Source organism: Bacillus cereus group sp. MG20, assembly GCF_040459885.1.
Classification (GTDB): Bacteria; Bacillota; Bacilli; order Bacillales; family Bacillaceae_G; genus Bacillus_A; species Bacillus_A cereus.
The window spans coordinates 3515609-3532680 of the sequence record NZ_JARVHF010000001.1; the positions used below are offsets into that span (position 1 = coordinate 3515609).

Genomic DNA, 17072 nt, shown 5'->3' on the forward strand with positions numbered 1-17072 from the left:
TCCAATCTGTTGGAATAATAGCTATTATTTTTTGTTTTTGTAGTAGTTGTAATCACAATATTCAAGTGATTTTGGATCTACATAACTTAAGTGGTGACTAGAGAATGTCATACGACCAACTACACCAGGTTTAACAATTTCGTTGTACTTAGCTTCTGTTAGTTTAGGAGCAGTTTCTTGTACTTCTTTAACCCACTTGTCATATTTCTCTTTAGTTTTCGCTTCAACTTCGAACTCCATGTGTGTGAATCCTTCACCAGAGAAGTTCGCACTACGGCCTAGGTAAGAACCTGGCTTGTCAGCTTGTAAATAAAGATCCATAATCATGCCATCCATTGTGTACTTCATACCACCAAGTTCTGGTACCCAGAAAGCATTCATTGGGCCGACAGAAGTCAGTTTGAATTGAATTGGTACACCAGCTGGGATGTTTAAATAGTTAACGGTTTCAATTTTTTCCTCTGGGTAACTGAATAACCATTTCCAGTTTGCAGATGTAACATAAATTTCAACTGGTTTAATATGTTTGGACTCTTTCGGAACCTCTTCCGAAGCATAAGTTGCTTTTACTGTTGGAATCGATAATGCGATAACGATAATAACAGGAACAAGCGTCCAAATAATTTCTAGTAATGTGTTACCGTGTTGTTCAGGTGGCTCATAGTCCATATTCTCTGGTTTTTCACGATAACGAATCAAGATGACTGTAAACAGAATGAATACAATTGCGATAATTAATGACATAAGCAAGAATGACCAAACAATTAAATCATACTGTGCTTTTGCAACAGGTCCTTGCGGATTTAATACTGCGAGTTTTTTATCACAGCCACCGAGGAACAGAAGTAATGATAACGGAAGAAGCGAAGCCAACTTCCAAAACGCTTTCTTTAGTTGCACGATTGAAAATCTCCTTTCTCCTTGGATTGAAACTATGCCAATAAAACAATATAAACCTATTAATTTATAGAAGGCAATAGTTTTTGATATATTGTTAAAAAATAGACACAAATGCACACTTTTTAAGGTGAATATCATTTGTAACTTGATTACATTGTAAACTATTTTCCAGAGAAAAACGTGATTGTGAAAATTTTAAGATAAATAAAGTTATACCAGGATATCCAAGAAATAGAAAAAAGCTATCTTATCATAAGAAAGATAGCTGAATATTTCGTATATTTAGTTTATTTCTTGTGTGACAGTTCGTGGCTGTTCAAGTGTGACAACTTTTTTATATTTAACTTGGTATAAAATGTAACAAATAATCATAAATGGAATGCCACAATAAAGAGCAATTCTTTGATCTGGAATGAAAGCCAAACTAACAAATGTAATGAAATTAAGTGAGAACGCTACGATTGGAACTAGCGGATAGAGCGGTGTACGATATTTTAAATCATTTATGTCGCCACCATTTTTCACGAAATTTCTACGGAAGAAAAACTGTGAAGCGGCGATTGACATCCACACGACAACAGCAGCCATCGCTGCAATAGATGTTAAAACTAGAAAGACAGTATCTGCCGCAAATACACTTGTTAATAAGGAAAGGCTAGCGAAAATTAGGCTGAAAATTAATGCATTTAGCGGTACACCTTTTTTAGTTAATTTCGTAAATGCTGGACTTGCCATTCCTTGTTTTGCCATCGCCCACAGCATACGAGAATTTGCGTATAGACCAGAGTTAGCAACGGATAATACAGCTGTAATAATAACGAAGTTCATAATGTCTGCTGCATATGGGACACCGGCTACATCAAATACAAGTACAAAGGGACTTTCGACTAGATTAGCCTCTTGCCACGGGAGTAAACCTACAACAACTGATATCGCTAAGACGAAGAAGAAGAGAGTTCGCCAAATTGTATTTTTGATTGCTTTTGGAATTGTTTTTTCAGGATTTTCACTTTCTCCTGAAGCGATTCCAATTAATTCTGTTCCTTGGAAGGAGTAATTTACTGTAATCATCGTAAGAAGAACAGCTAATGCACCGTTTGGAAATAGCCCGCCATTTTCAGTGAAATTATGAAGCATCGGAGCTGGCTTTCCATTAAAGTCTAGTAGACCGAACATAACAGCGCCACCAAGTACGATGAAAATAACAATTGTTGCAACTTTCACACTTGCGAACCAAAACTCTGCTTCTGCATATGCTTTTGCTGATAAAGCGTTTACGAGAAATAGCGCTGCTGCAAATGTAACGCACCAAATCCATGAAGAAACGTCTGGAAACCAGCGTTTCATTAAAATACTTACAGTTGTTAACTCTACGCCAACTGTAACAGCCCAATTTAGCCAATACATCCAACCGACAACAAATCCAAAACCAGGTGAAATGAATTTGCTTGCATAGCTTTGGAATGAACCTGCTTCTGGCATAGCAACGGATAATTCACCAAGACATAACATCGTTAAATACATAACAAATCCACCGACTAAAAATGCAAGAATAGCACCACCAGGTCCGGCATTATGGACAATTTGACCAGATCCCATAAATAGCCCGGTTCCGATAACACCACCGAGTGCAATCATAAATAGGTGTCTACTTTTCATTGTTCGTTTTAAATCTGTTTGTTCAATTTGTTGATTCATATGCCCCTCACCCCGTATTTTCTTGAATGTGTGAACTTCGTTTTATTCTGAGTTTTTAATCATTAGTGGGGGATGCAACACACACTCGGTTTATTTACTATGAAATGAATGGAGTATGTAAAAAAACGAACTATGACTAAATACTCTAAGAATGTTTGTTAACATGGTGATATCTTCACCATGTTAACAATTTTGATTTTAGCAAAATATTCTGGAAATGTATATTTATTTTTCTTTTTATTAAAAATAATTAGAATTTTTACAATTAATTCTATGAACGATAATTCACATGATCTTTCTAGCAAACTAGTAAGAAGAAGGGTACAATGATAAGAGTTGTGTCTGTAAAATAATAATTAATGGAGTTTTGTTTATAATGAAAAAGTTAAAATATCTTTTTGTTTTTGGGATTATACTTGCTGCTGCATTTTTTATAGGAAAAGATAAAATTATGCAAAAGGCGCAAGTTCTACGCTTAGAGTTTCTATCTGAAATGAAAGAAGCAGCTATGATTGAGGATGTTCCGTTTATTAAACAATTACCAGAATTACCTCGAGGATGTGAAGTGACAAGTTTAGCTATGTTGTTGCAATATAAAGGTGTACAAGTAGATAAGATGCAACTTGCTAGCGAAATTCATCGCGTTCCATTTGAACAAAATGGCGTACGGGGAAATCCTTACGAAGGGTTTGTTGGAAATATTTATACAAAGGCAGAGCCTGGATATGGTGTATATAATCAACCGATTTTTAATTTGGCAGAAAAATATGTTCCTGAAAAAGTAATTAATTTAACAGGTAGAGACATGCAAGATATATATAAAGTAATTAGTTCTGGTTCTCCGGTATGGGTCATTATTAATACGACGTTTAAGCCGCTAGCTGAAAGTAGTTTTGAAACATGGAATACGAGTTCAGGTGAAGTGAAAATTACATATTATGAGCATAGTGCAGTAGTAATTGGATATGATCAAAACTTTGTATATGTAAATGATCCTCTTAAAAATAATCCGCGTTTGGCTGTTCCGCGAGCAGAATTTGAGAAAGCTTGGGAGCAAATGGGAAAACAAGCAATTACTATTTTATAATAATGAAAAAGTCATCTTTTGGGTGGCTTTTTCTTTTTGGATTATTATTGCTGAAAATTCAGAAGATTCTTTTAAAAGTTAACAATTCACGTTATAATAACATTTAACTTGGTGAAGAAGGAGTGAAGGGGTATGGATGTTGCAAAGGAATTTGTTTTGTCAAAAAATCAGTTAGTTGAGTGGAGAAGGCATTTTCATAAGTATCCAGAGTTATCTTTTCAAGAAGAAAAAACATCGCAGTTTGTGTTCGATATACTTCGGAAATTCCCATATTTAGAAGTGTCACGGCCGACTAAATATAGTGTGATGGCAAAGTTAGTAGGTAAACATCCGGGCAAAACAGTTGCGGTTCGAGCCGATATGGATGCTCTTCCTATTCATGAAGAAAATGAGTTTAATTTTATTTCTACATATAAAGGTGTAATGCATGCATGTGGTCATGATGGACATATAGCGATATTACTTGGGGTTGTACATAAGTTAGTAGAAGAAAGAGAGAAGATTAAAGGGGAGATTCGTTTTCTATTCCAACATGCTGAAGAAAATTTCCCTGGTGGTGCAGAGGAGATGGTTGCTGCAGGTGTAATGGAAGGTGTGGATTATATTATTGGTGCTCACCTTTGGGCGTCGTTAGAGGTTGGGAAAATAGGCGTTATTTATGGTCCTGCAATGGCTGCACCAGATGTTTTTAAAATTAAGATAGAGGGAAAAGGTGGACATGCTGGAATCCCTCATGAAACGGTGGATAGTATTGCGATCGGAACACAAGTCGTTTCGCAACTTCAGCAAATTGTATCTCGCCTCACGAATCCATTAGATTCTCTCGTAATATCTGTTACACAATTTCATGCGGGGACAACTCATAATGTAATACCAGAGCAAGCGGAGATTGAAGGGACAGTGAGAAGTTTAAGACATGAATTACGAGGTGAAACAGAGAAGAAGATTGAGCGGATTGTGAAGTATATTACGGAATCTTACGGAGCGAAATATACATTTTCATATGAATATGGATATCGACCAGTTGTAAATGACTACGAAGCTACAGATCTTATTGAACAAACGGCATTACAACTTTATGGAAGGGATAGAGTTGTTCGTTTACAGCCGACGATGGCTGGAGAAGATTTTTCAGCGTTTTTACAAAAGGCACCGGGGACATTCTTTTTTATCGGAGCGGGAAATAAAGAGAAAGGTATTATATATCCTCACCATCACCCTCGTTTTACGATTGACGAAGATGCATTACCGATTGGAGTGGAAGTCTTTGTATCAGCCATTATGAATTTTATAAGTAAAGGAGAATGAGATGAAGAAAATACACATCCTAGCGCTTATTCCAGTTCTTTGTTTAGTAGTTGGGCCAATATTTGCGAATTCGGTTACTCCTTACGTATTAGGGATGCCCTTTTTATTATTTTGGGTATTATTATCAGTGTTTATTACATCTCTTTGTATGGGGCTTGTGTACGTGTTTGATCCTGCTAATAAGGAGGATGTAAAATGACTGCATTACTTATTATTATTTTATTTTTGTTTCTCGCACTATTTTTAGGGATTCGGGCACAACATGGAAAAGATATGAATTTAGAGCAATGGTCAGTTGGAGGAAGAGGGTTTGGCACTATTTTTGTTTTTCTCCTTATGGCAGGTGAAATTTATACGACGTTTACATTTTTAGGAGGAAGCGGCTGGGCATATAGTAAAGGCGCACCTACCTTTTATATTTTAGGCTATGGCGCTTTAGCTTATCTTTTATCGTATTTTTTATTACCACCGATTTGGAAGTATGCAAAAGAGCATAACCTTGTTTCGCAGTCGGATTTTTTTGCGAAGAAATACAGAAGTAAGGCGCTTGGACTTATTGTTTCAATTGTTGGTGTTGTTTCCATCATCCCATATCTTGTTTTACAGTTAAAGGGACTGGGAATTATCGTTTCAGAAGCGTCTTACGGAAGGGTATCACCTGTTGTTGCGGTTTGGATTGGTGCCATTGTTATAACTATATATGTAATGGTTTCAGGTATACACGGTTCAGCTTGGACGGCTGCTTTGAAGGATATTATGATACTGTTTATCGTTATGTTTTTAGGTATATATTTACCGTATCATTATTATGGAGGATTTCAGCCGATGTTTGAAGCTGTAGAAGCAGCGAAACCAGGATTTTTATCTTTACCTGAAGAAGGAATGAGTATTTCTTGGTTTGTTTCTACTATTATATTAACGGCCCTCGGTTTCTATATGTGGCCTCATACATTTGCTTCTGCTTTTTCTGCAAAAAATGAAAAAGTATTTCGTAAAAATGCAGCAATTATGCCATTGTATTCTTTAGTGTTACTCTTCGTATTTTTCGCAGGGTTTGCTGCTATATTGCAAGTTCCTGGGTTAAAGGGAGCGGATGTAGATCTTTCGTTAGTCCGTCTTGCTTTACAAACTTTTGATCCTTGGTTTATTGGGATTATTGGTAGTGCGGGAGTATTAACGGCATTGGTTCCAGGCTCTATGCTTGTTATGGCGGCTTCTACACTGTTAGCAAAAAATATTTATCGAACGATTGTTCCATCTGCTTCAGATAGACAAGTTGCTAAGATGGCAAAATTATTTGTGCCTGTAGTAACGCTCGTGGCAGTTTTATTTACATTTAAAGGAGGGGAAACAATAGGAGCGCTTCTCTTAATGGGGTACAGTATCGTTACGCAACTTTTCCCTGCACTTGTATGTAGCTTGTTTCCACGCCAAATTGTTACGAAGCAAGGAGCGATTGCAGGAATGGGAGTTGGGCTGTTAGTGGTCGCATATATTACCTTATCTGGCTCAACTATAGCTACGATGTTTCCGAGTTTTCCGCAGTATATAAAAGATTTGAATGTGGGCATAGTCGCATTGTTAATTAATATGATTGTGATGTTTGTAGTTAGTGGATTTACAAAAGGTGTATTTATAAAGAAAAACACTACAATAGTAGAAAAGTAATTCGTTTATTGGAGCTATCTTTGCAAAGAGATAGCTCTTTTTTGTATATATTTTCTTCTATTAGCGGAATCTAACTAAAAACTTGTTGAAAAGGAAGTTAGGTGGGGAAATTGTTAGAGCTTGAAGGTAACTTATTTGAAGTTATGAAAGAAATTAGGGATGAGTTAGGTTCACCTAATGATTTAACAATTAGAGAAGTTGCTCTTGCTGGGAGTTTTACACGTTGTGCGGTTGTGTTTTTATGTGGATTGACAGATAAGGATAATGTTTATAAATATGTCATTCGCACACTGCAATACGAAGAAATTATAAATGAGGAAGCTGTTGTTCAAACGTTATTGGATCGTTTTATTTCTATCGCAGAAGTGGGTGTAAAGAAGAAGTTTCCAGATATTATGAATGCGATATTAGCGGGAGATACAGTTATATTAATTGATAATATTCAAACCGCTATCGTTATTAATAGTAGAGCTTGGGAGAAGAGAAGTTTAGAACCACCAGTGACAGAAGATTTAATACGCGGACCGAGAGTTGGATTAAATGAAGATATTAATGTGAATAAAATGTTAATCCGACGCGGTTTACGTGATCCAAAGTTGAGGCTCCAATCTTATATTATGGGGAAGCGATCGCAGAAAGAAGTAACCCTAGTATATATAGAGGATATTATTAATCCTCACATTGTAAAAGAGTTAGATCGCCGTCTTCAATCAATAGTGACAGATGTCGTTTTGGAAACAGGTACGATTGAACAATTAATTCAGGATAATAATTTATCCCCATTTCCACAATTTTTGAATACGGAGAGGCCTGATAATATTATAGCCTCATTAGCGAAAGGGAAGGCGGCCATTTTAGTAGATGGATCCCCGTTTGCTCTTATCGCGCCACTCGTATTTGTTGATATTTTTCAATCTGTAGAAGATCATTACGAGCGCTGGGTGATTGGAACGTTATTAAGATTTTTACGTATGGGTTCAGGTATAATTGCGGTTTTGTTACCAGCTATGTATGTAGCGCTTGTATCTTACCATCAAGGACTTATTCCTTCTAAACTGGCTTATTCAATTGCGGGTGCGAGGGAAGGTGTTCCGTTTCCAGCATATATTGAAACGTTAATGATGGCCTTGACTATGGAATTAATACGAGAAGCTGGAATCCGATTGCCGAAACCGATGGGACAAACGATAGGGATTGTAGGAGGTCTTGTAATTGGAGAAGCTGCGGTAAATGCAGGGATTGTAAATCCGTTTTTAGTTATTATTATTGCGGTTACTGCGATTGCTACGTTTTCGCTTCCTGTATATAGTATTACGATTACGTTCCGAATTTTACTTTTCGTCTTTGTATTAGCTGCAACGGCTTTTGGATTGTATGGGATCATTCTAGCTCTGATTGCACTTGCTATTCATATTACAAATTTAACAAGTGTTGGTATACCGTATACAACCCCAATTGCTCCTGCATTTTATAAAGATTGGAAAGAAGAATTTATTCGCATGCCAAAATCGATGTTGAAAGATAGACCAGAGTACTTACAAACAAAAGATTCTACAATACGTCCAAAGGAGCGAAAATAAGTGAAACCATTTGAGTATGGCGATGAAGAGATTGGATCTCGGGAAATTGGGTTTGCGGTATCATCGACCATTATTGGTATAGGGGCATTGTCTATGCCAAGAGATATCGCTAACCAAACTTTATTTTCGGACGGTTGGATTATCTTACTTTTGGGTGGATTGATTTGCGCAGTTTTAGGTTGGTTTGTGACGAGAGTAGCTATCTTATTTCCGAAACAAAATTTTGTTCAATATACGAGTGCGCATTTGACGAAGCCTGTTGCATACACAATTAGTAGTATTTTAGTATTAACGTTTGCTGCTTTGACAGCATATGAATCGCGAATGATTTCAGTTATTTCTCAAACGTATTTATTTAGTGATACACCGATACAACTACTGTCTTTCTTCTTCTTATTAGTTGTTATTTATGGAATAGCAGGATCACGAGCAGCCTTATTAAGGTTAAATGTTTTATTCTTACCTATTGTTTTAATTGCAATAGTACTTCTTTCTTTATTGAATATAAATTTAATGGAAATAAATAATTTACTACCAGCTTTTCAAACGAAAGTAAGTCAATATGCTGTTGGAGTTAAAAATTCTATTTTTACGTTTATTGGATTTGAAGTAGCTTTATTTTATGCGGTGTTGCTAAATGATAAGACAGCGAAAAAAGCGCCAATGGCAGTCGCGAAAGCGGTGATGGTAAACGTACTGTCATACATTTTAATTTATGTAACTTGTATTAGCGTTTTTACTTATATGACAACACGTGGATTGACATATCCAACAATTGAATTAGGGAAAGAAATTGAAATTGGGGGAGGATTTTTAGAAAGGTTTGATGCGATTTTTTTTACGACTTGGATTATTACAATTTATAACACTACAGCAATGTATTATGACGTCGCATCTTTATTGTTTTGTGCTATGTTTCCGAAAGTGAAGAAACATATTTTTATTTTCGTAAGTGCCCCTATTATTTTTATGGTGAATATGATACCTAGTAGTTTGAATACTTTATCAAGTTATGGGACTTATTTAGCTTGGATAGATATGGGGTTTGTTGTGTTAGCTCCTTTGCTCGTTTTAATTATATATAAAATAAAAAGAAGGAATGGTGGCAATGAAACACCTTCTTAAAATTATAATGGTTATGGCTTTAACTGGATTTATGAGTGGGTGTTCTGAGTTAGAAGAGATAGAAGAAAGAGGATTTGTAGTAGGAGCGGCTTACGATATCGTGAAGGAGAAGAAAGCGAATCCAATTATGAAAGGGACCTATCAGATGGTACTCCCTAGTAAATTGTCTCAACAGGGCGGACAAGGGGGTGGGGATAGCGAAAATTATATTAATGTTAGTGCAAAAGCAGATAGTGTATTTGAACAAATAAGAATAATCGCAAAAAAAATTAGTCGTACATTATTTTTCCCTCATATACAGGTGATTATTTTCTCTGAAGAATTACTTTCACATCCATACATTTTACAAAATACGTTAGATGTATATATTCGCGATCATGAGATGAGAAGAAATATTCGTTTGTTCGTTTCTAATAAAAATGCCGAAGCTATTTTAAAACAAAGTGCCAAGCCTGAAAATTTACCGGCGCAGTATATTGATATGTTAGCTGAACACCCTCCGAAAAATGCCCAAATGATTGAGGCTGCAAGAATTGGTGAGGTGCAGGAAAAGATGATCTCTAACCGAAGTTTTGTATTGCCTATTCTGGAACTAACAAAGCAAGGAGTACAAATGAACGGTGCAGCATTGTTTCGTGGAAAGGATAATAAGTGTGTAGGCAATTTGAGTGGGGAAGAAACATTAGGGATGAATTATATAATAGGTAAAAAAATTGGAGGTTTTTTTACCATCCGTAAAAAGAATCAACTTATTACATATGAAATTCATAAGTTACGTCGAAAAATTAAAGTATCCACAACGAATGCTACAAAACCGAAATTTAATATTTATTTATTTCTGGAAGGTACAATAGCTGAGTTGCACTTTAGTGATCATAAAAAGGTTTTGAATGAAAAGCGTTTAGAGAAGGATATATCGGAAGAAATGGAGGAGCGTATTCAAAAATCGATTAAGCTTGTTCAAAAAAAATATAAGGTAGATGTATTAGAGTTAGGGGAAGTGTATAAGAGACATAATTATAAAGAATGGACAAAAATAAGTAAGAATTGGGATCAAGGCGAAAATTACTTTAGTAATGCTGAAATTACTGTTCACGTTCATCCAACAATTGAACATTCAGGTTCAGCTTTACCGAAAAGAGTGAAATAAGGTGATGAAAGTTGTTTACTGGATTAGGAATTAGTTGCACGATATTAATGGCGGTGCTGCCGGGGGCTATTTATTTCATTCATAAAAAACTCACAACGTATGGAGCGCAGCCGTGGAATACTGATGTACAAAAAAAGAAACCTGAATGATTTTCAGGTTTCTTTCGGGCAAAGCATATGTGAAGGGGGATGCCTTCTATGTATGCTTTGTTTTATACAAGCCCTAACCAATGTACCAATTGTGTAGAGAGGAATGTAACAACAATGGCGATAACGGTAGGGATTGCAAACGATAAGAATGTCCATTTTGCACTTTTTGTTTCTTTGTATATGTTAACCAGTGTTGTTCCACACGGGAAATGAAGAAGTGAGAACAACATTGTGTTTAACGCTGTTAACCAAGTCCAACCATTTTCTAGGAATAGATTTTTAATTTGATTAAAATCATCTATTTCAGTTAAAGCCCCAGTTGATAAGTAAGACATTAATAAAATTGGGATTACAATTTCATTAGCGGGTAGTCCAAGAATGAATGCAGCTAGAATAAACCCGTCAAGTCCTAACATTTTAGCAAATGGATCTAGGAAATTTACAAAATACATAAGTAAGCTTGTGTCACCGATAAAAATATTAGCAAGTAACCAAGTTAATGCAGCTGCAGGGGCAGCAACAACTATAGCTCGTTTTAAAACGTAGATTGATTTATCGAGTGTTGCGCGAACAATTGTATTCCAAACTTTTGGCTTGCGGTACGGAGGTAACTCCAGTGTGTAGTGAGTTGGAACCCCTTTTAAGGCTGTTTTTGATAGTACCCAAGAAACAGTTAATGTCATAATAACACCAATTACAACCATTCCAACTACAACGCCAGCAGTAACCAATGTTTGCATACTGCCTGTATAACCAGCAGCCATAAATAGTGAAGCCATTAAAATTAACATAGGCCAGCGACCGTTACAAGGAACGAAGTTGTTCGTTAAAATTGCTAGCATACGTTCACGTGGTGATTCAATGATACGTGTTGACATAATGGCTGCTGCATTACAACCAAATCCCATTGCCATTGTTAAAGATTGTTTCCCGTGTGCGCCGGATCGTTTGAATAAGCGGTCCATATTAAACGCGACACGTGGTAAGTATCCGTAGTTTTCTAATAGCGCGAACATAGGGAAAAAGATTGCCATAGGTGGTAACATAACGCTAATAACAGCACCGATACCACGGAACAAACCAAGTATTAAAATGCCATGTAACCATTCAGGTGCATGCGCTGCTTGGAACCAAGATGTTAAATATCCTTCGGCCCATCCGAAGAATTCGGCAATCATATCAGATGGTACGTTAGCGCCTGCAATTGTAAGATAAAAAATAATAGATAAAATACCGAGCATAATTGGGAATCCCCAGATTGGAGATGTGAAAATTTTATCTAGTTTTTCGGAACGATATAATTTATCAGTATTTGTATATTGGACAGATTCTTTACATATGCTTGCAGATGTTCGGTAAATATCTCCGACTATATCATCTCGTATATCTTCTTTTGAAAGTGTTTGTGCATGTTGAATAATATAGTCTAATGGAAGAGCTTTACTGGCTGAGTGAGATTCCATTAATTACGACCTCCCTTACAAGTGGTTCATTATGGTGCTTTTGAAGTGTAGTTAAGAAATTTTTATCTCCATCTAATATACGTAACGCAATCCAACGTGCTGGATACGTATCACCGAACACTTTATAAATTTGTGGTTCTAATTCCTGAATCATATTTTCGATTTTTTCGCTGTAAGTAATTTTAATTGGTGTTGGAATTAGTTTTTTATTTGCTACTTTTGCAATAACATTTAGCAAATGACCAATACCTACTCGGTTACGTGCTGAAATTTTAACGACAGGTACACCAAGTGATTTTGCTAATTTCTTTTCATCGATAACAATCCCTTTTTTCTCGGCTTCATCAATTAAGTTAATGCAAATGACTACATTATTTGTCATCTCCATCACCTGGAGTGCTAAATTTAAATTTCTTTCCATAGCAGTTGCGTCTATGACAACTACAGTTACTTCTGGTTTTTCGAATATAATATAATCCCTCGCTACTTCTTCGTCTGCGGAATTTGAGTATAGTGAGTAAGTTCCAGGTAAATCTATTAATGTATAATTACTTCCGTTATGTTCATATTCTCCTTCAGCTTTTAAAACAGTTTTTCCCGTCCAGTTTCCAGTATGTTGTTTTAAACCTGTTAAAGTATTAAATAATGTACTTTTCCCGGTATTCGGGTTACCAGCTAAAGCAATACGATGTTTGCTCATCTGAAATCATCTCCTATTAATACCCCGAAAATAAGGGAGCTTTCTTCTTTGCGCAGTGCAATAGTTGTGTTGCTCACTTGATAAGCGACCGGATCTCCAAGTGGACTGCGTTGCAATACTTTAATCGTTGCCCCTGGGATAAATCCCAAATCTAATAAACGTCGTTTCATAGTTCCTTCTAATTGTATCTTCTCAATTTGTACAAACTCCCCTGTTTTAAACTCGGAAAGGGGTTTAGTATTAGCCGATACCATAAAAGTTACCTCTTCTCTATATTTTTAGTGTTAGTTTAAAAAGTTTCCTTAGGTAAACTTTTTGTTAGTAATATAGTAGACTACATTGGATGATGCTGTCAATTAGTACTTTAAAAATATTCATTTAATTTTAGAATTGTTCCAATTTATTTAGTTGTACTAAAAAATATTACTGAAATTCTTTTTAATGTGCATAAATTAGGCGTGAAAAAGTTACAAAATACAGCGGAATTGTAAATGTAACTTTAACTAAAAGGGAAAAAGAGAGAAAAACATTTACATTGAATTTACATTGTTAAGAATAAATTTACATTACAGCATAGTTAGTGTGGTTTTTGTTTGCTTCTTTAACTACAAATGTTGGGATTCCTAGCTTTTGAGGATGATTATCGTCATTTACTTAAAATTAAAAATTGCTTAACACTCACATAATATTGTTGTCCTACAATGAATTTGTGTTCGAAAGAAAATGAATTCGAAAAGTGATAATCCAAATGGGGGTACAAGACATGGTTATGAAAAAAGGTATTAAATTTTCTTTAGCAGCTTTAGTGGTAGCAGGAGCATTAGTTGGGTGTGGGAAAGCAGAAGATACAACTAGTAAAGAAACTGCTAAAGGAAGCGATAATACAAAACAAGAATTATCAGGTACGATTGCAGCAGCTGGTTCTACAGCTCTTCTACCTCTTGCGGAGGAAGCTGGAAAGAAATTCATGGAGAAAAATTCAAAAGTTTCTATTCAAGTTCAAGGTGGCGGTAGTGGAACTGGGATTAACCAAGTAGCATCTGGTGCAGTACAAATTGGTAATTCAGATGTTCCGTCTGGAGATAAAATAAAAGATGCTGAAAAGGCGAAAGAATTAGTAGATAACAAGGTAGCGGGTATTGCATTCGCTCTTGTCGTAAATAAAGATGTAAAAGTTGATAACTTAACAGTGCAACAAGTACAAGATATCTTCACTGGAAAAGTAACAAACTGGAAAGAAGTAGGCGGAAAAGATGAAAAAATCAACGTAATTAATCGTCCGGCTTCATCTGGTACACGTGCTACATTTGAAAAAACGATTATGAAAGACGCGAAAATTAATGATGGAACTGGTACAACACAAGATTCTAACGGTGCAGTAGAGCAAGCTATCAATTCTACTCCAGGTTCAGTAAGCTATTTAGCGATGTCTTACATGGTTGGAGATAAAAAAGGTGCACTACAAACAGTGAAAATTGATGGTGCTGAACCGAAAGTTGAAAACATTGCGTCTGGTAAATATCCATTCTGGTCTTACGAGTATATGGTAACAAAAGGTGAAGCGAAAGAAGCAACAAAAGCTTACATCGATTATGTAAAAGGTAAAGACTTTGAAAAGCAAGTAGAAGATATGGGCTACATTCCAATGTCTAAATTAAATAAGTAATAAAGTTTTATGGGGCTGGCTGCAAGGCCAGTCCTGTTCATTTCAATCTGTGAAGTGGGGTCTGTCCTGTGATGAAGGGGAAAAAACAAATTAATTACGTAAAAAGTGAATATATAGGAAGATCACTTGTTACGTTTTGTGGTATTTTTATTGTTTTAATCACATTAGCTATTATTGCGTTTATTTGTGGTAAAGGTATTCAATCTTTTACACAAAGTGGTATCTCGTTTACTGAGATGTTAACATCGACAAAATGGAATCCAAATGCTGATCAAGGATCCTTCGGGGCTTTAATTTTCATTGTAGGTTCAACGGTGGTTTCGTTAGGTGCGGTTATTATTAGTGCACCAATTGCTATAGCTCTTGCTATATTCATGAATTTAATTTCGCCAAAGTTTGGAAATAAAGTATTGAAGCCTGTTCTAGAATTGTTAGTTGGTATTCCTTCGGTTGTATACGGATTATTAGGGGTTACGATTTTAGTACCACTATTACGTGATTCGTTTGGGGGAGTAGGCTTTAGTTTAATTGCGGGTATTGTTGTATTAAGTATTATGATTTTACCTACTATTGCTAGTATCGCTTCTGATGCAATACGTTCTGTTCCATTTGATTATTTAGAAGCTTCTTATGGTCTAGGATCAACGAAATGGCAAGCGATTAGCCGAGTGATTGTTCCTGCTGCGAAAAAAGGGATTTTAACAGGTGTTGTTTTAGGCTTAGCGCGTGCTTTCGGTGAAGCGTTAGCGGTTCAGATGGTAATCGGGAATACGATTAAATTACCAGAAGGAATATATAGTCCGACAGCGACGTTAACTGGTATTTTAACAATGGACATGACGAATACATTGAACGGAACTGCTTGGAACAATGCGCTATGGACTTTAGCGATGATTTTACTTGTTATTTCATTCCTGTTTATTTTAGTAATTCGAGCGATTGGGCAAAGAGGTGAGCGATAATAATGAATGCAAGAACGGTAAATAAAGTTTGGACGGGTATCTTTTATGCGGTTGCGGCTTTAGTTGTAGCTTTGCTAGTGTTCTTAGTATTTGAGATTTTACAAAAGGGATGGGGATTTTGGGATCCTAATTTCTTGTTTGGAGAACCAAGCAATACAAGAGCTGGTGGTGGGATTGGTCCGCAGTTATTCAATTCCTTCTACATGCTTGTTATAACGCTTATTATATCTATTCCTCTTGGATTAGGTGCTGGAATATATTTAGCAGAGTACGCAAAACAAGGACGTTTTTTAAATTTTGTTCGTCTATGTATAGAGACGATGGCGTCTTTACCTTCTATTGTTGTTGGTTTATTTGGTTTGTTAGTGTTCGTTACAATGACAGGTTGGGGATACACAGTAATGGGTGGTGCTCTTGCTTTAACTATTTTAAATTTACCAGGTTTAACGCGTGTTTGTGAAAATGCGATTTCAGAAGTTCCTCATAATGTAAAAGAGGCAAGTCTTGGATTAGGTGCAACGAAGTGGCAAACAATCGCTCGTATTATTATCCCATCGTCATTACCACAAATTATTACAGGGATTATTTTAGCGGCGGGTCGTATATTTGGGGAAGCGGCAGCATTAATTTACACAGCGGGTTTAACATCCCCGATTTTAAATTCAGCAGCGGATTTCTCGAGCCCTGCGCATCCTTTAAATCCGTTTAGACCAGCTGAAACATTAGCGGTTCACATTTGGAAATTAAATTCTGAAGGAGTTATTCCAGATGCGAAGTTGATTGCGACAAAATCTGCAGCTGTATTAATCATTATGGTATTACTATTCAATGTTATTTCACGCTTGATAGCGTCTATATTACACAAGCGCTTTACAGGAACGAAAAGAAAAAGTAAAACAACGAAAAAGGTAAAAGCGGCATAAATTATAAAGAAGAACTCTCTATTTATAGGTAGGGGGTTCTTTTGTATTTTAATATAGAAGGAATGGATGTAATGATTGTTGAATTTGTAATTAATTATATAGACGAACAGATGTAATTTAGAGAGGAGTTTTAATTTGTTTTTTCTGCAAATGTCAGGTTTTCCTGGGTCAGGAAAATCGACAGTTTCTAAGTATATAGCGAAATTAACAGGTGCTGTAATTATAGATCATGATGTTTTGAAATCCGCGTTGTTAAAATCATTAAAAGTAAAAGGAATTGAATCAACGATTGTTGGTGGGCTTGCGTATGATGCCGAATGGGTATTGATTGATTCTTATTTAGAACAAGGGCATAGTGTTATATTGGATAGTCCGTGTTTATATGAGGGAATGGTTGAATAAGGAATTAAATTATCAACTAAACATGGTGTGAAATATAAATATATTGAGTGTTATCTTAATGATATGGAAGAGATTAATAGGAGACTGCAAACACGTAAGCGTATGATCAGTCAAATTGAAAAGGTGGAGTCGGAAGTAGGTTTTGAAAAGTGGTTAAATGGTAGTCAAAGACCTTTAAATAATGAATACCTTATTGTGGATTCTAGTAAACCTATAGAGCAATATGTGGAAAAAATGATGGATTATATGACTAAGTAGAGAAAAGACGTTATCTTCATTTGTGAAGATAAC

General features: G+C 35.9%; 16 protein-coding genes and 1 pseudogene. 12 read left to right on the top strand and 5 right to left on the bottom strand.

Annotated features, from left to right (window positions below):
* Positions 1–24: 24 nt before the first annotated feature.
* Entirely contained in the window at positions 25–900 is an 876-nt protein-coding gene (locus tag QCI81_RS17920) for a cytochrome aa3 quinol oxidase subunit II (protein WP_001176165.1), read from the bottom strand.
* 282 nt (positions 901–1182) lie between these two features.
* Complete coding sequence (locus QCI81_RS17925; protein ID WP_023521196.1) at positions 1183–2598, bottom strand: amino acid permease; 1416 nt, start codon at positions 2596–2598, stop codon at positions 1183–1185.
* A gap of 376 nt (positions 2599–2974) precedes the next feature.
* On the opposite strand from QCI81_RS17925, the gene QCI81_RS17930 reads away from it, so the two are divergent.
* The 8 genes from QCI81_RS17930 (at position 2975) to QCI81_RS17965 (ending at position 10665) form a co-directional block, all read left to right on the top strand.
* Positions 2975–3685 carry a C39 family peptidase gene (locus tag QCI81_RS17930; protein ID WP_000734491.1) on the top strand — a complete coding sequence of 237 codons (711 nt, stop codon included), beginning with the start codon at positions 2975–2977 and terminating at the stop codon, positions 3683–3685.
* A gap of 132 nt (positions 3686–3817) precedes the next feature.
* Entirely contained in the window at positions 3818–4993 is a 1176-nt protein-coding gene (locus tag QCI81_RS17935; RefSeq protein WP_000382087.1) for an amidohydrolase, read from the top strand.
* A 1-nt stretch (position 4994) separates the two neighbouring features.
* Positions 4995–5192: a DUF3311 domain-containing protein gene (locus QCI81_RS17940; protein WP_000719836.1), complete on the top strand. Its 198-nt coding sequence runs from the start codon at positions 4995–4997 to the stop codon at positions 5190–5192.
* Positions 5189–6661 (top strand): sodium:solute symporter family protein, encoded by a 1473-nt coding sequence (locus QCI81_RS17945; RefSeq protein WP_063546480.1) that lies wholly within the window; start codon positions 5189–5191, stop codon positions 6659–6661. Before QCI81_RS17940 ends, QCI81_RS17945 begins: the two co-directional genes overlap by 4 nt.
* A 101-nt stretch (positions 6662–6762) precedes the next feature.
* Positions 6763–8241 (top strand): spore germination protein GerLA, encoded by a 1479-nt coding sequence (gene gerLA, locus QCI81_RS17950; RefSeq protein ID WP_146632322.1) that lies wholly within the window; start codon positions 6763–6765, stop codon positions 8239–8241.
* A complete protein-coding gene (gerLB, locus tag QCI81_RS17955; RefSeq protein WP_000802006.1) occupies positions 8242–9366 on the top strand; it encodes a spore germination protein GerLB in 1125 nt (374 codons plus the stop codon).
* The gene (gene gerLC / locus QCI81_RS17960; protein ID WP_071732206.1) at positions 9350–10516 is read left to right on the top strand and encodes a spore germination protein GerLC; all 1167 of its coding nucleotides are present in this window, start codon (positions 9350–9352) and stop codon (positions 10514–10516) included. The genes gerLB and gerLC overlap by 17 nt, the downstream gene beginning before the upstream one ends.
* 11 nt (positions 10517–10527) lie before the next feature.
* Positions 10528–10665, top strand: coding sequence for a hypothetical protein (locus QCI81_RS17965; RefSeq protein WP_000493991.1), 138 nt, complete (start codon positions 10528–10530; stop codon positions 10663–10665).
* A 62-nt stretch (positions 10666–10727) separates the two neighbouring features.
* On the opposite strand, the gene QCI81_RS17970 is transcribed toward QCI81_RS17965, so the two are convergent.
* Genes QCI81_RS17970 through QCI81_RS17980 form a run of 3 tightly spaced genes read right to left on the bottom strand, consistent with a single transcriptional unit; the run spans position 10728 to position 13082 of the window.
* Positions 10728–12128, bottom strand: a complete 1401-nt coding sequence (locus QCI81_RS17970) for a nucleoside recognition domain-containing protein (RefSeq protein ID WP_000443602.1) — start codon at positions 12126–12128, stop codon at positions 10728–10730.
* Positions 12106–12828: a FeoB small GTPase domain-containing protein gene (locus QCI81_RS17975; RefSeq protein WP_000033865.1), complete on the bottom strand. Its 723-nt coding sequence runs from the start codon at positions 12826–12828 to the stop codon at positions 12106–12108. Before QCI81_RS17975 ends, QCI81_RS17970 begins: the two co-directional genes overlap by 23 nt.
* Positions 12825–13082, bottom strand: coding sequence for a FeoA family protein (locus QCI81_RS17980; RefSeq protein WP_000252989.1), 258 nt, complete (start codon positions 13080–13082; stop codon positions 12825–12827). The genes QCI81_RS17975 and QCI81_RS17980 overlap by 4 nt, the downstream gene beginning before the upstream one ends.
* 509 nt (positions 13083–13591) lie before the next feature.
* On the opposite strand from QCI81_RS17980, the gene QCI81_RS17985 reads away from it, so the two are divergent.
* The 4 genes and pseudogenes from QCI81_RS17985 (at position 13592) to QCI81_RS18000 (ending at position 17039) form a co-directional block, all read left to right on the top strand.
* Entirely contained in the window at positions 13592–14494 is a 903-nt protein-coding gene (locus QCI81_RS17985; RefSeq protein WP_000245112.1) for a phosphate ABC transporter substrate-binding protein PstS family protein, read from the top strand.
* A 71-nt stretch (positions 14495–14565) separates the two neighbouring features.
* Positions 14566–15456, top strand: coding sequence for a phosphate ABC transporter permease subunit PstC (gene pstC / locus QCI81_RS17990; protein ID WP_000676676.1), 891 nt, complete (start codon positions 14566–14568; stop codon positions 15454–15456).
* A gap of 2 nt (positions 15457–15458) precedes the next feature.
* The gene (gene pstA, locus QCI81_RS17995; protein ID WP_098919687.1) at positions 15459–16379 is read left to right on the top strand and encodes a phosphate ABC transporter permease PstA; all 921 of its coding nucleotides are present in this window, start codon (positions 15459–15461) and stop codon (positions 16377–16379) included.
* A gap of 135 nt (positions 16380–16514) precedes the next feature.
* A pseudogene (locus QCI81_RS18000) lies at positions 16515–17039 on the top strand (P-loop nucleotide/nucleoside kinase family protein).
* Positions 17040–17072: the final 33 nt, after the last annotated feature.